Below are 15648 nucleotides of genomic sequence, written 5' to 3' on the forward strand. Positions count from 1 at the left end.
TTAAGTGAAAACGAAATCTTATTTCTTTCAATCATTTGCAATTGTGCTTCTGGCAACTGTCGCATTTATTGGGTTTAAACAGTTTCTGCCCAAGAAAATTTTTTCTGAAAGTGCTCCTAATTCAAAGAACGTACTGATTGACAGTATGCTTCTGGATGCGGTTGCAAAAGATGTCAAGGCAACAACAAAGGATACATTGGTGAATAAAAAGATTGTCTTTGACCCGACCTTTGGAGTTACTTTTCCTGCAGAAAAATTTGAAGAATATAAAGGTTACCAATACCTGATTTCTTTTTATGAAAAGCTTTATCAGCTGGAAACAAATCCGGAGTCTGAAAATGTAAGGATTGCCTATTTTGGTGATTCCATGACAGATGGCGACATGATTGTTCAGGATTTGAGAGCCGACTATCAGGCAAAATTCGGAGGACAGGGCGTTGGTTTTGTTTCCATAACTTCTGAATCGGCAGCTTCAAGAGGTTCCATCACGCACCAATATTCCGGAAACTGGAAAACCCAGTCCTATTTGAATGTCAAAAAACCGAGAAGTCCGTTTGGAGTGAACGGTCATGTGTTTTTTGCCAACGACACGGCTCATATCGAATGGGTACGCTTCAAAGCCAATACGACAAGATTTGCAACCATGCTTGACAATCCAACGCTTTTCTATGGCAAATCGTCTAATCTTAACGGAAAAGTCAACGTAATTATTGGAAAAGATACCATTGTAAAAAGCCTGACGCCAAATAATCTGGTGAATACCCTAAAGGTTTCTTCCAACAGCATAAAAGGATTTAAGGCCGATTTTATAAAGGCCGATTCTATTCCAATCTTCGGTTTCAATTTTGATGACGGAAAAGGTGTGCATGTCGATAACTTCTCGCAGAGAGGTAATTCCGGATTGCCTATTTCAACATTTAATCCGGCGGTAATGCAGGCATTTAACAACAAGTTGGGTTATGACCTGATTGTATTGCACTACGGAACAAACGTATTGAACTACGGAACGAAAGATTATACCTGGTATGACAGAAGCATGACCAAAACCGTAAATCACCTGAAAGAATGCTTTCCGGGAGTTGCCATACTGATTGTTTCGACAGCAGATAAGGGAACAAAATACGACCTGGAAATGAAAACAGATTCGGCTGTGGTTCCGTTGACTGTTGCCCAAAAGAGATATGCTTTGAAAACCCAATCCGGATTTGTGAATCTGTATACCTTAATGGGTGGTGACGGTTCTATGGTAAAATGGGTAGAAGAAGAACCGGTAAAGGCAAATAAGGATTATACCCACTTCAATCACAGGGGAGCTAAAAAGATTGCAGGATTGTTGTACGAACAGCTGAATCAGGGATATGAAAAGTACAAGGCTTTAAGACAAAAGAGAAAGCCGGCTGCAAAAAAATCTCCGGATTCAACAGGAATTAAAAAGGACAGCGTCAATGCATAAGCTAAAATTATTTTTAAGCCTGTGGTTTTTATTGGCTGTGGTTGGTATGCGTGCGCAGGTAACAGATTCTATATTTGTAGAAATTGATACTGTTGCAGCAATTGATACGACAGAAACTATCGTTATTCCCGACAATCATTTTCACAATACCAAGGCATTGAAGCCATTTTTTGAAAAGCTAATCCTTAATCAGCAGCAAAAAACAGGAAAAATCAATATTGTTCATATCGGTGATTCCCATATACAGGCCGATTTGATGACGAATGTTATCCGGAAAAAACTGCAGGGCGAATTTGGAAACGGCGGGAGAGGATTTATTTTTCCGTACAGTCTGGCCAAAACAAACGGGTCTTATAACGAAAGATTTTCATCAAACAGAACATGGGAAAGCTATCGGAATATTTATCCCGCAATAGGACATCCTGTTGGTCTGAGCGGAATCGGACTTTGGACAAAGGCAAAGGATTTTGCCATTGAAATCAATGTAAAGGACAGTTCCTACGGTTTCAATACTATTAAGATAATTACTCCTAAAAATAAGGATATGTTTGATGTTGCTACGGCATCAAAAACAATCGTAATGGAATCGAGCGTTCCTAAAAAGATTACGCATAAGATTAAAAAAGGGGAAGCTGTTTCTATTATTGCTGAAAAATATGGTATTTCGGTTGCCCAATTAAAAAAAGCAAATAATCTAAAGTCGAATAATATCCGCGCCGGAAAGACGCTCAGGATTCCTACCAATGAAATGCAGCAAAAATCCATTTCAAGGTCGGAATTTATTCCTTTGGATATACAGTCCAATCAGTTAACGCATTATTATACAAGTGACACTCCTTTAAGCAAGATTTATCTTATTCCTGAACCTCAGGCTTCAGAATTTGCATTGAACGGACTGGTGTTGGAAAATAATAATCCGGGTGTTATTTATAGCAGTATTGGAGTTAACGGAGCAAAATTCTCAGATTACAACAAATATCCGCTGTTTTTCGAACAACTGAAAGCATTGCAGCCGGACATGATTGTCCTTTCCTTAGGAACAAATGAAACTTTCGACAAGACCGTTTCTTCAGAATATATGGTACAGCTCAACCTGTTTCTGGAGAATTTAAAGGCTCAAAATATAAACGCTTCCGTATTGGTGTCGACACCACCGCCTTCCTTGTTTAAAAGGAAATTTCCAAATACATTTGCAGCCGATTATTCAGAAAATATACTGAAATCGGCAGAAGAAAAAGGCTTTGCCGTTTGGGATTTGTATTCCCAGTTTGGGGGCTTGTATGGAGTGGAGCGTAATGCGGCAAGAGGACTCATGTCGGGAGACAGAGTTCACTATTCCAAAGCAGGTTATGAAAAACAAGGAAATCTTTTGTCGGAAGCATTTCTAAAAGCATACAATAATTTTAAATCAGGTACAGAGAATTAATGACGATCAACAGCATAAATGACTGGTTTATTCAAACCTTTGGAGCAATCACTTTAGAGCAGGTGAAAGGCTGGTTTATATACAATCCGAAAGAGCCTTTGCTTTTTAATACGGGATTGTTTTTAGGAATGTTCCTGATTTTTTATCTGGTTTATGCTTTTCTGCGTAAGACCTTTTATTTAAGATTGGTATATGTCATTCTGTTTTCGCTTTTCTTTTATTACAAGTCAAGCGGGATTTATTTTCTTTTGCTGATTTTGTCCTCCGTTGTCGATTATAATCTCAGCGGCGTCATTTATCGGGAGAACAGGGAAGGCTGGCGTAAATTCTATATCTGGCTCAGCGTCATCCTGAACTTAGGACTTTTAGGTTATTTTAAATATACCAATTTCCTGATAGGTACTTATAATGATATGTTTAATGGCCATTTCGCATTCCATGACATACTGTTGCCTGTTGGTATTTCATTCTATACTTTCCAATCGATAAGTTATATTATTGAGATTTACAGAAAGGAAATTGTTCCTACCAATAATTATATTGAATACCTGTTCTTTGTGTCGTTTTTCCCGCAATTGGTCGCGGGTCCAATTGTCCGAGCCAAAGATTTCTTACCGCAGATTTACCAAAAACTGAATCTTACCAAAGAAGATGTCAATGCGGCTTTATTTCTTTTGATTGGAGGACTTATTAAAAAAACGGTCATTTCGGATTATATCTCCGTCAACTTTGTCGACCGTGTTTTTGACGCACCAACCAGCTATACGGCGTTTGAAAACCTGATGGCTTCCTATGGCTATGCGATTCAGATTTACTGTGATTTTTCCGGATATTCAGATATGGCGATTGGTGTAGCACTATTGCTTGGATTCAAATTACCTACGAACTTCAGGACTCCGTATAAATCAGCTTCTATAACTGAATTCTGGAGAAGATGGCATATTTCGCTTTCTACCTGGCTAAAAGATTTTCTATACATATCGATTGGTGGAAACCGTAATGGTTCTTTTGCGGGATTCCTTTTTCCGGCACTGTTTTTCTTCGGATTGGTGGTTTGGGGAATCAGTTATTCTACAATCAGCCATATTCCGCTGATTATTGCCGTTTCCTCCCTGGTGCTTTTCAGCCTTACCTTTATCCTTTCAAAAGACAGGGAAAGAACTATGTTTACCAATGTCAACCTGCTCACCACAATGCTGTTGGGAGGATTATGGCATGGAGCCAGTTTGCGTTTTATTATTTGGGGCGCCTTGCACGGAATTGCTTTGGCAGTACACAAAATCTTTTTGGAATTCTTCCCATCCAAAAAAGATGGTGAAAAGAATGCTTTCAGCTATATCTGGAGATTTTTCTCTGTTTTGCTAACGTTTCATTTTGTGGTTTTCTGTTGGCTGTTTTTCAGAGCGAAAGACTTTGACACGGCCTTACAGGTAATCAATAATATTGGGCAGCTTACTTTTGACCCAAAACAATGGCAGATTATCATTCAGGGCTATAAAAATGTATTTCTTTTGATGCTGATAGGTTATGTCTGGCATTTCCTTCCGGAAGGCATTACCAGAAACATGAAGCTGGCTTTTGACAAAACTCCGCTGGTTGGTAAAGCCTTGATATTAGGCTTCGTCTATTGGATAGTCTATGCTACTGCAACAGCAGGCCCGCAGCCTTTTATCTATTTCCAGTTTTAGTATTTTTTTGTATTATTTTAAGATTTATTTGTAATAAATAAACGGATAAATTCGTTATTATTGTTAATAGAATATTATTTTAACTATAAAAGCGACCAACTATGAAAAAGAAGCTAATTTTTGGAGTATTTGCTATGACACTGTTTTTTACAACAGCTTGTAGCTCGGATGATGACAGTAATTCATCGTCGACAAATGCAACAATTCAACAGGTTACCAATATTGCCCGTTCAGGTAGCTGGAGAATTACCAGTTATATAGATAGCGGGACTATTAAAACCGATAATTTTACAAACTATAATTTTACTTTTGGAGCTGGTGATATTCTCATAGCTAACAATGGTACCAATAATTATCAGGGTGTATGGAGTGTAACACGTGACGATGATTCAGCAAATGACATCGACTTTAATATTTCCTTTACTGCACCGGCTACTTTTGCAGATTTAAGCGATGATTGGGATATTCTGGAAACAACCCCAACAAAAATCAGGCTTGTTGACGTGAGTGGCGGTGGTAGTGGAACGGATTACCTGACTTTTGAAAAAAATGTAGAATAACAAAAAGCCGGTCTGAAAAGACCGGCTTTTTTTGACTTTAAAAATTAAATTTCAAAGCAATATTAGGTGTTCTTTCCAATGAATAGGTATTGAAGCTTTCTATAGCATTATTATCATTCACCCTATAATAACGGCTAATCGTATTTTTTTTGTTCAATAGGTTAAGAACTGATATGCCTAGTTCCAGTTGGTTTTTTGAATTCCACTTCCAGCAATAAGCAGCAGAAAAATTTACCTGAAAATAATCGCTTAAGTTTTTATTGTTTGGGAAGTTATAATAGATTTCAGGTTTTGCCGGATTACTCAAATCCAGGAGATTTGTTGCCGGAGTGGTTTCCGGTCTTCCGGAATGCCATTTAGTACCTAAAGCTACCTTAAGATTGTTCCAATCATAAATCACTGCCCAATTGATATTGTGGATTATCTGGAAATTGTTGCTGAATTGAGAAGGTAGGAGTGTCCCGAAATTGTATTCGCTGCTGCTCAGGTTATAGCTAATCCAGGAATAAAATCGGTCAAAGTTTTTCTGTATCAGAAATTCGGAACCCAATACCGTATAATCGCCATTGAGTTTTATAAATTCCAATTGATTCTGGAATGCCTGGCTTGGTGTTGTAATTCCGGTTACTTTTTTGTAGAAATTATCTAAAGAAATCAGCCAATCTGATGTGTTGTAGGTAAACCCGACAGAAGCCTGCCTGCTTTTTTGTATCGGGATAGAGCGGTCGTCAGCCAAAACCCAACGTCTTTTTTCAATACCAAGAAAGTCTTGCTGCTGGTCAATAACCTGTGAGGCGGTCTGGCTTTTTAGTTCACCCAGAACTTCTATGCTTATTTCCTGTGTGAGTCTGTAATTGAATTGCAGGCGCGGTTCAAAAATATATTTTTCTAATTCTTCAATATAATTAAATCGGAAGCCCGGCTTTATAAAAAGATGTCCGTCGAGATAATGCATTTCGGCTTCAGAAATTAAAGAATGGGAACGTAAGACTTCTTTAATGCTTTTGGAAAATCCCGGATTATCAATGTCTTCGAAATTCCTGATTCCGGTTTCGTTGTATTGGTAGCCTGTATTTAAAACCATGTTTGGATTCAGGATGTGTCTGTTTTCCAATCGGAATCCCATATCGATAACCGTATTTTGCTGAACCAGCGTTTGGTTATTTTCTACGGCTTCATTCTTTGAATTGAGATTGTAATAGGAAAGATAGCCGCTAATTTTACTGGAAATATTATCATTCCAGACTGTTTTTAGTGCTAACATACCTCCAAAATTTTGCTGACTCAAATCACTGTTCCGGGATTTTTGGATTCCTTCGGAAATCATGTTCTGGTCAAGGTCCAGTGAATTGTTGATTCCTATAAATGCGGCCGTGGCTTCAGACTTGGAGCCTATTTTTTGCTGGTATTGGGCGGTAAAATCATAAAAGTAAAATTTCTCGTCTGTGTGATAATCAGAGATTTCATTGTTTTCAATATTGGTTACGATAGTATTTTGGAAAACGCGATTATATAAGTTCTGATAGGTTGGAGAATTGACCCAATCCGTAAAGGAACGCCTGCCGGAAATTTGAAAGCTGGAATTGTCGGAAATTTTTATATTAGAATTGAACTGTGCCGCAATGAGGTTAGTGCTGATGCTGGAAGCCGTATTTTCAATAGGTTCAGGAAAAGAAGATATAGCAATAGTGCTGGAAACACTTTCTCCATAAAAGGCAGAAGTGCCATTCTTTGAAATGGTTATTTTTTGTGGAAGTGACGGATTAAAGGCAGAAATCAACCCAAAAAAATGTCCGGTCTGGAACATCCGGATTCCATTCCATAAAAACAGGTTCTGGTCGTGGGTGCCACTCCTCACATTGATGTTGGAAACCGTTTCGTCAGCGCTGTAAATTCCCGGAACCTGTTGCATGGTCTGCAATACATCTGCTTCCGTCAGCCCTGGAAGTATCCCGAATTTTTTAGGTTTTATGACCAGATTTCCTTCTGCGGTTTTGGCAATGCCTTTGGTCAGGTATTTTTCAATAACCGTTTCTTCAAGAGGAATAGGAATACCTTTAACTGAGTCAATTATAGTAATTGCCTGCTTTTGTGAAGTAATAACAATATAGCGATTGTTTATGTTTTCAAAAGTCAATGCCGTCCGGTTGCTTAAATAGTGCAGTTTTTCAGACAAGCTCAATTCAGGTGAAGGCGGTATGACCGAAATATATTTTACTTCTTCTTCAAGAAAATTAAACTGGATTTTATACTGTTTGGATAAGTTGGCAAGAATTTCTTTTAAGGGTACAACAGGGCTTTCTTCTTGAGCCAGCATCGATTGGCCCGCGAAAAATAACACCAAAAACAACAATAATCGCGAGGTTATTTTCCTCATTCTTTCTTCAAAATAATCTTTTTGTCAGATGCTTTTATATAATTCAAATGATACACCTTGCCTATAATTTTCATGGCCGTATCAATATTGTCTGCCGGAACTGTCCCGGTAAAATACTGACCCGAATGAATTTGAGGATATTCAATTTCAATACCGTACTGGCGTTGAATTTCGTCCATGACTTCTTTTAAGTTGTTTTGGCTGAATTTTATTTCGTTCAAAAGCCAGCTTGGTTTTTCTGTATTCAGCGGCACTGTAGCGGTTATGTTTCCATTTCGTACCGTAATGCGGTTTCCTTTTTCTAACAGGAAGTTCTTATTTTCAAAGGCAACTTTTACTTTTCCTTCATAACATTCCACTTCAAAATTCCGGTTTCGGGATTTGACATTGAATTGTGTGCCTACAACCGTTACTTTTCCAAGGCTGGTATTCACGTCAAACGTTTCGCCTTTGGCAACTTTAAAAAAAGCTTCACCTTCAAGCTTCAAACTTCTGTTGGTTTTCCATTTCCATTTTTTATATTGGATTTTTGAATCAGAATTCAGTACGATTTCTGATTGGTCAGGAAGAGAAAAAGTTGTTTTCTGCCCGGCTTCTGCATATTGGGTAGTGGTCTTGTTTTTTGAATAGAACACTGTTCCCAGGCTGATTACAAGAGTAGCAGCGACTAGTTTTATAAACCAGTAGTTTTGCTTTCGTACCGGTTCCTTTTTTACTTGTTTTATAACGTTTTGATACGATTCGTCAGTATCAAAAGCTGGAGCTTCCATACTACCCGAATAGTTTTTAATTTTTTGATAGGTAGCAAATTCAGGCGATTTTTCAAAAGCCTCCAATTCACTTCCTGTCATTTCTCCGGCCAGCCACTTTGCTAAATCAACATTATTTTCCATTGCTTTTTTTATTAAAAAACAGACAACTGCGGGAAAACCCTACTTTATATTTTCAATTTCCTGTCGCAAAGAAACCAGGGCTCCATGTATTCTTTTTTCCACAGCCTTGACACTGATGTCGAGCAGAATTGCAATTTCACTGTATTTTTTGCCATCAATCCTATTCAAAAGAAAAGCCGTTCTTTGGCTTTCACTTAGGTTTTGGATAGCGCGTTCTAATTTCTTTTTGAACTGTTCTTCTTCTAAAATAAATTCGGGACTTTCGTTAGTATGCTGTGAAGAACTTTCTTTTTTTACATAATTCAAAACTACCTTTTGATGTGCAATCTGGTTTAAGGTTGCATTATTGGCAACCGTATACAGAAATGATCTTGCTTTGCCTACAGGCACGTTGGCGCAGTTTTCCCAAAGTTTTACAAAAGCCTCCTGGCACATATCATTAGCCTGTTCTTCATTGCCAAACTTATACAACAGATAATTCCGTAAGGTTTTTGCATGGGAACGAAAGAAATCCGAAAAGACAATTTCTTCGCAGATGCTCCCGATTTTTTTTATTTCTTCCATACAGTTAAAGACAGTTCCTGACGTATAACAGTTAAGATGATAAAAACCCTACCTTTATATCTCATTATTTTTTTAAGTTTTCCAAATATAGGCTTTAATTAAAAAAAGTGGTTTGCCCGGGTAGGGTATTTTTGGTATTGCTTGTTTTATAGCAAAACCATAAACCAAATAATTATGAATATGAAAAAAGTTTTACAATCGATTTTAGTGTTGAGCTGTATTGCCGTTTTTGCCATTTCCTGTCAGGATGAAGAGAACGAAACACGCCAGAATGAAGAGACTTTAAGTAAGACAGCACCATTGACAGGCCTGATGAAAAGAGTGTCGATGAATGCAACGGCAGATGATAATGTCATTGACAGTACAAGTTGTTTTAGCATAAAATTACCGGTCAATTTGATTGTGAACAGCCAGTCGGTTACTATCAATACAGAAAATGATTACCATTTGGTAAACGATATTTTTGAAGTGACAGACACCGACCAGGATTATGTGGATTTTGTATTCCCGATTACAATTATTTATCCGGATTACAGCGAAGTAGTTGTTCAAAATCAGACACAATTCGATGCATTAAAAGACGCGTGCCAGGAGCCTGAACCGGAACAGAGGAATATTTCATGTGTTTCCATTCATTACCCAATACGTGTTTTTGGGTACAACAGTAATTACCAATTGGCGCATACTTATACCATTCGTAATGATATGGAGTTTTTTCTACTGTTATTCAATTTGAACGCTACTGAATTTTATGCAGTCGATTATCCAATTACCATAACAAACAGGGAAGGCAATCAGGTTACCATCCGAAACAATATAGAAATGACAGGTGCTATTCAGGACTGTATCAATAACCAATGCCCGAATCCGAATATATTAACCAACGACCTGATAATTTATATGCCTTTTGCAAATGAAGTTCGTGATTTGGTTAGTGGAGACTATGCTGTTCCTGCTGCTGCTCCAACATTTGTGACAGACAGAAATGGGAATGCAAATAGCGCAATTTCATTTACCCGTACCAACTTCCTTAGGCTTAATACGACTGCGGCCCGCAATATACAAGTTGGAAATTCATTAACAGTTAGTGTTTGGTTCAGAATGCAGAATACAGAGGAGGGTGATTTAGAGCGAATATTTGAAAAATCGAATGGTACATCGAGTCATCTCCAACCACGATTTGGAGTAGCGATATATGACGGAAATGCACCTTTGTTCTACGGTAATACACTTGGTGTTTGGGATGATTCCTGGCTTATGGATCCTAACTTGCGGTATGATACTACAAATTGGCATCATGTAGTTATAACAGTTGAGCGCGCCGCTGCTGGAAATGTAGATAATGTGAAGATTTATAGAGATGGAATCCTAAGAAATTCGGATCAGGGTTCAGATCTATTCAGTAATACACAGGCTTTTGATTATTATATAGGAAAAGATTTTCAAGGTTTTGTGGATGATTTGAGAGTTTACAGAAAAGCATTGACGCCACAACAGGTCACAACGCTTTTCCAATTAGAAGGCGATAATAATAATTGTTTAGATAATTAGTAGTTTAGTTAAGACGGGAAACCAGGCAGCGATGTCTGGTTTTTTTTATTTACGATTGCTTTGCTGTCTCTTTGATACTTACCGTCTTTCTCTTATCTTTGCACCTTCAATAAAGAAAATCATTATGTTTGATAATTTAAGCGATAAGTTAGATAAAGCGTTCCATATATTAAAAGGACATGGAAAAATCACGGAAGTTAACGTGGCAGACACTCTTAAAGAAGTGCGCCGTGCTTTGCTTGATGCCGATGTCAATTTTAAGATTGCAAAAGAATTTACAACCAAAGTAAAAGAAAAAGCAATCGGTCAGGACGTTTTGACAACCTTGCAGCCGGGACAACTTTTAGTAAAGTTGGTTAAGGATGAATTGACTGAATTGATGGGAGGCGATGCAGCGGGAGTTAATCTTTCAGGCAATCCAACGGTGATTTTAATGTCAGGACTTCAAGGTTCCGGAAAAACAACTTTCTCCGGAAAACTGGCGAATTATCTTAAAACGAAAAAGAATAAAAAACCGCTATTGGTTGCCTGTGATATTTACCGTCCTGCGGCGATAAACCAGTTGCACGTAGTAGGTGAGCAGATTGGTGTAGAAGTATATTCTGAGCCGGAAAATAAAAATCCTGTTGAAATTGCACAAAATGCTATCAAACATGCGAAATCAAATGGCTTTAATGTAGTTATTGTCGATACGGCTGGTCGTTTGGCGGTTGATGAAGAAATGATGACCGAGATTGCAAACGTTCATAAGGCAATCCAACCACAGGAAACTCTGTTTGTTGTAGATTCGATGACCGGACAGGATGCAGTGAATACAGCAAAAGCATTTAATGACAGGTTGAATTTTGACGGGGTTATCCTGACGAAACTGGACGGTGATACGCGTGGTGGAGCTGCAATTTCTATCAAATCTGTTGTCAACAAGCCAATTAAGTTTATTGGTACGGGTGAAAAGATGGATGCTATTGATGTTTTCTATCCTAACCGTATGGCAGAGAGAATCCTGGGAATGGGAGACGTTGTGTCTTTGGTAGAAAGAGCTCAGGAACAGTTTGATGAAGAAGAAGCAAGAAAACTGCAAAAGAAAATTGCCAAAAACGAATTTGGTTTTGATGATTTCCTGACTCAGATACAACAGGTCAAAAAAATGGGTAACATGAAAGACCTTGTTGGAATGATTCCGGGTGCCGGTAAAGCATTAAAAGATGTGGAAATTGAAGACGATGCCTTCAAACATATTGAAGCTATCATTCATTCCATGACACCGGGCGAAAGAAGCAAACCGGCAATTATCGACCTGAAAAGAAAAAACCGTATAGCAAAAGGTTCCGGAACGGATATCCAGCAAGTCAACCAGCTGATGAAACAGTTTGACCAGATGAGCAAAATGATGAAAATGATGCAAGGCGGTGGCGGCAAAAACCTCATGAGAATGATGGGGGGAATGAAAGGAATGAGATAACTAAAACATACATTAGGGCTTAAAGTTTCGGGCTGAAATTTTAAGCCCTAAAAATTTTTATAAACAACACTAACTAAAAGAGAATGCAACTACTAGACGGAAAAAAAGTTTCGGATGACATCAAGAATGAAATTACTGCCGAAGTGCAGAAAATGAAAGAAAAGGGCGAAAAAGTGCCCCATCTTGCTGCCGTAATTGTGGGTAATGACGGTGCCAGTCTTACTTATGTGGGAAGTAAAGTAAAAGCCTGCGAAAGAGTAGGTTTTGAATCGACCCTGGTAAAAATGCCAAGTACTACTTCTGAAACAGAACTTCTAAAAAAAATCCAGCAATTGAATGAAGATGACAATATCGATGGATTCATTGTACAATTGCCTTTGCCAGACCAGATTGATACGCAAAAAGTATTGATGGCAATTGACCCTAAAAAAGATGTTGACGGGTTTCATCCGGAAAACTTCGGGAAAATGGCTTTGGATATGAGTACTTTTATTCCTGCTACGCCATTTGGAATTTTGGAATTGTTGGAAAGATATGGTGTAGAAACGAAAGGAAAACACACCGTAGTTATTGGAAGAAGCCATATCGTTGGCAGACCAATGAGTATTTTGATGGGACGCAAAGGTTTTCCCGGAAATTCCACGGTTACTTTAACCCATAGCTACACTAAAAATATTGCCCAAATCACTACTCAGGCAGATATTATCATTACAGCTTTGGGAGTGCCAAACTACCTGAAAGCAGAAATGGTGAAGGATGATGCTGTGGTAATTGATGTGGGAATTACACGTGTTAACGATGATAGTGAAAAAGGATACCGAATTACCGGAGATGTGGATTTTGAATTTGTAAGCAAAAAGGCATCCTTTATTACGCCTGTTCCCGGTGGAGTTGGTCCAATGACTATTGCCATGCTGCTTAAAAATACGCTTCTGGCAAGAGAACAGAAACTTTTGAGAGATTAAATAAGAAAAAAATAAACCCAAGGCTTTCGTCTTGGGTTTATTTTTTATCTGTCTTTTCTGAAATTTCTATTGTCCTTATTTCTTGGTGGAATTTTTCGGATAACTCTTTGCTGAGGTTGCCTCGGTTCTGGTTTTGGAAGGCTTGCTTCTTCTGTTTTACTTGAAGGTTCAATCAGTTGGTTCATATCTTTTATTTCCTTGTCTGTCAGTTCCCTGTATCTGCCAACCGGAACATCTAATGAAATATTGATAATACGGATACGCTTCAGTGCAGTAACTTCATAACCCAAATACTCACACATTCTGCGAATCTGGCGGTTCAGTCCCTGGGTAAGGATTATCTTGAAAATATATTTGCTAACCTGCTCAACCTTACATTTCCGGGTTACAGTATCTAAAATAGGAACCCCATTGCTCATTCTTTCAATGAACCGGTCTGTAATCGGTCTGTTAACGGTTACGATATATTCTTTCTCGTGATTATTACGTGCCCGCAGAATTTTGTTGACAATATCGCCGTCGTTTGTCATAAAAATCAAACCTTCACTGGCTTTGTCCAAACGTCCGATAGGGAAAATACGAGTAGGATAATTAATATAGTCAACTATATTATTCCTGACTTCCTGATTGGTTGTACACTCAATTCCCACCGGTTTGTTGAAAGCAAGATAAATTGGCTTTTCCTTTTTTTCAACAATCAGCCTTCCGTCAATACGCACTTCATCATTTTGGGAAACTTTTGTGCCCATTTCGGCTACAGAGCCATTAACGGTTACACGGCCTTCTTCGATAAGTTTGTCTGCCTCACGGCGTGAACAATAGCCTGTTTCGCCAATAAATTTATTGAGACGCTTGATATTTTCTTCCATAATGCAAAGGTAGGGTTAATTTGCTTTTTAGGAAAACATCCTGATTATTTATATAAGTTGCTTTGAAACAGATAAATATTAATAAGTGCCAAGTTAGTGTGTCTGAAAAATATATATCTTGCATCAGATTTTTATGCATAATAACTAAAGCCCAATTATTTTGAAAAAAATTACTCTTGTTATAAGTTGTGCCTTGTTTTCGCTATCCGTTTCCTTCGGGCAGGACAGGAAAGGCAGTTTTGTTTTGGAAAAAGGAAGTGCATCTCACGAATTGTATGTTTCTTTTCAACCAACGTTGCATTTTGAAGGAGAGGCTTACCAGGCTGTGGCTCTTGAAAAAATACCGGACTTTAAGACATTGCAGGAAGAATATAATATTGTTTTGGAAAAAGGAATATTGATTTCTGACGAAAAGCTTGAAGAAATGGAGCAAAAGGCAATTGAACTTACCGGAAAGGGAAATTCTGTAGCAAAATTGCGCAACATACTTAAAGTAAGAATTGACAATCCTACCAACGAAAGGCTATTGGAACTGGCAAAAAAACTGGAAGGACTTCAGGAAGTGGAATATTGTTCATTAAATTCTTTAGAGCCTGTACAACCACCTTACGATATTGCCCCGACAACGCCAAATTTTGAGGTAAACCAAACCTATATCAGGCCCAATCCCGGTGTAAACATGACCTATGCCTGGGGATTGAATCTTACGGGAGCAGGAATAAGAGTACGTGATGTAGAATATGGTTTTAATGCCAGCCATGAAGATTTAAATGAAAGAAATGTTTCGATAGCACCGGGAATGACAATTTCTGCTAGTGCCAGTGTAAGTTTCACGGAACACGGAACGGCAGTTTTTGGTATCGTATATGGAGATAAAGGCGCTTATGGCATTTCAGGGATGGCTTATGGAGCTGCAGAAATGATGCTTGCTCCGGAATGGCAGCAATCCGGATATAATCGTGTTAATGCCGTTACACAGGCTATAGCGAATTCTACAGCAGGCGATGTTTTGATTTATGAGATGCAGGCAACAGGTGCCCAGGGAAATTATGGACCGGCAGAATATACTGGTACAATTTGGGATTTGACCAAAGCAGCAACCGATGCCGGAATGGTAATCGTAGCTGCTGCAGGCAATGGTGCGGAAAATCTGGATGATGCGGTTTATCAAAGCTATAGAAACAGAGGCAATAGCGGAGCCATTATTGTTGGAGCCGGAGATAATACAATAAATCACAATAAGCTTTCTTTTAGTACTTATGGTGACAGGGTAGATGTACAAGGCTGGGGAACGGGTGTTTTTTCATCGGGTTATGGTGATGCACAGCAAATAGGAGGTGATTTCAATCAATATTATACCAATTTTTCAGGAACGAGTTCGGCAACGCCTATTGTGGCTTCTTGTGCCATTGTCTTGCAATCCTATTATCATAGTCTTACCGGAAATTATATGACTTCTGTACAGATGAGGAATCTCCTTAAAAATACCGGTTTGCCACAAGGAACAGCAACTACAGGAAATATTGGCCAGTTTCCGGATATGGAGGCAGCCATCCTTTATATTCAGGATGAGTTTTTAAGCAGGGAAAAATGGACGGGACTGGAATTTATAGCCTATCCTAACCCGGTTCAGGACAGATTGACTATCAAAACAAAAGACCTGTCAGCAAATGCAAAAGTTGAAATCAGCAATTCTTTGGGGCAGTTTGTTCATAAAGGAGCAATAGCTGAGGAAAATACAATTGACCTGAGTTCATTTTCACAGGGACTGTATTTTGTGAAAGTTACTGATGGAAACAAAACGCAGACTAAAAAAATAGTAAAGAAATAAAAAAAGAGC

Annotated in this window: 12 protein-coding genes; 8 read left to right on the forward strand and 4 right to left on the reverse strand. The window is 38.4% G+C overall.

Annotation, left to right across the window (positions count from 1 at the left end; all coding sequences use genetic code 11):
- Window positions 1-4: 4 nt before the first annotated feature.
- From BGO88_RS09890 to BGO88_RS09905, 4 genes are all read left to right on the forward strand, one after another.
- Complete coding sequence (locus tag BGO88_RS09890) at window positions 5-1453, forward strand: SGNH/GDSL hydrolase family protein (RefSeq protein WP_101471497.1); 1449 nt, start codon at window positions 5-7, stop codon at window positions 1451-1453.
- Window positions 1446-2879, forward strand: a complete 1434-nt coding sequence (locus BGO88_RS09895; RefSeq protein WP_286706761.1) for a LysM peptidoglycan-binding domain-containing protein — start codon at window positions 1446-1448, stop codon at window positions 2877-2879. Before BGO88_RS09890 ends, BGO88_RS09895 begins: the two co-directional genes overlap by 8 nt.
- A complete protein-coding gene (locus BGO88_RS09900) occupies window positions 2879-4567 on the forward strand; it encodes an MBOAT family O-acyltransferase (RefSeq protein ID WP_286706762.1) in 1689 nt (562 codons plus the stop codon). The genes BGO88_RS09895 and BGO88_RS09900 overlap by 1 nt, the downstream gene beginning before the upstream one ends.
- 101 nt (window positions 4568-4668) lie before the next feature.
- On the forward strand, window positions 4669-5127 hold the full coding sequence (locus tag BGO88_RS09905) for a hypothetical protein (protein ID WP_286706763.1): 459 nt from the start codon (window positions 4669-4671) through the stop codon (window positions 5125-5127).
- A 37-nt stretch (window positions 5128-5164) separates the two neighbouring features.
- On the opposite strand, the gene BGO88_RS09910 is transcribed toward BGO88_RS09905, so the two are convergent.
- The 3 genes from BGO88_RS09910 to BGO88_RS09920 are packed head-to-tail and all read right to left on the reverse strand — an operon-like array spanning window position 5165 to window position 8961.
- Complete coding sequence (locus tag BGO88_RS09910; RefSeq protein ID WP_286706764.1) at window positions 5165-7444, reverse strand: TonB-dependent receptor plug domain-containing protein; 2280 nt, start codon at window positions 7442-7444, stop codon at window positions 5165-5167.
- Between the two features lie 56 nt (window positions 7445-7500).
- Window positions 7501-8397, reverse strand: coding sequence for a FecR family protein (locus BGO88_RS09915; protein ID WP_286706765.1), 897 nt, complete (start codon window positions 8395-8397; stop codon window positions 7501-7503).
- 39 nt (window positions 8398-8436) lie between these two features.
- Window positions 8437-8961, reverse strand: coding sequence for an RNA polymerase sigma factor (locus BGO88_RS09920; protein ID WP_056069553.1), 525 nt, complete (start codon window positions 8959-8961; stop codon window positions 8437-8439).
- 180 nt (window positions 8962-9141) lie between these two features.
- Here BGO88_RS09920 and BGO88_RS09925 point away from each other — a divergent pair, with 180 nt between their 5' ends.
- The 3 genes from BGO88_RS09925 to BGO88_RS09935 all read left to right on the forward strand — a co-directional run bounded on the left by BGO88_RS09925 (window position 9142) and on the right by BGO88_RS09935 (window position 12939).
- Complete coding sequence (locus BGO88_RS09925; protein ID WP_286706766.1) at window positions 9142-10512, forward strand: LamG domain-containing protein; 1371 nt, start codon at window positions 9142-9144, stop codon at window positions 10510-10512.
- A gap of 124 nt (window positions 10513-10636) precedes the next feature.
- Window positions 10637-11974 carry a signal recognition particle protein gene (ffh, locus tag BGO88_RS09930; protein ID WP_056069559.1) on the forward strand — a complete coding sequence of 446 codons (1338 nt, stop codon included), beginning with the start codon at window positions 10637-10639 and terminating at the stop codon, window positions 11972-11974.
- A gap of 83 nt (window positions 11975-12057) precedes the next feature.
- On the forward strand, window positions 12058-12939 hold the full coding sequence (locus tag BGO88_RS09935) for a bifunctional 5,10-methylenetetrahydrofolate dehydrogenase/5,10-methenyltetrahydrofolate cyclohydrolase (RefSeq protein WP_056069561.1): 882 nt from the start codon (window positions 12058-12060) through the stop codon (window positions 12937-12939).
- Window positions 12940-12983: 44 nt separating this feature from the next.
- Here the strand turns inward: BGO88_RS09935 and rluF are convergent, their stop codons facing one another.
- A complete protein-coding gene (gene rluF, locus BGO88_RS09940; RefSeq protein ID WP_056069564.1) occupies window positions 12984-13808 on the reverse strand; it encodes a 23S rRNA pseudouridine(2604) synthase RluF in 825 nt (274 codons plus the stop codon).
- A 160-nt stretch (window positions 13809-13968) separates the two neighbouring features.
- Here rluF and BGO88_RS09945 point away from each other — a divergent pair, with 160 nt between their 5' ends.
- Complete coding sequence (locus tag BGO88_RS09945; protein ID WP_286706767.1) at window positions 13969-15639, forward strand: S8 family peptidase; 1671 nt, start codon at window positions 13969-13971, stop codon at window positions 15637-15639.
- Window positions 15640-15648 lie beyond the last annotated feature (9 nt).

Origin of the sequence: Flavobacterium sp. 38-13, from assembly GCF_001899155.1 — a bacterium.
In the GTDB taxonomy this organism is placed as follows: Bacteria; Bacteroidota; Bacteroidia; order Flavobacteriales; family Flavobacteriaceae; genus Flavobacterium; species Flavobacterium lindanitolerans.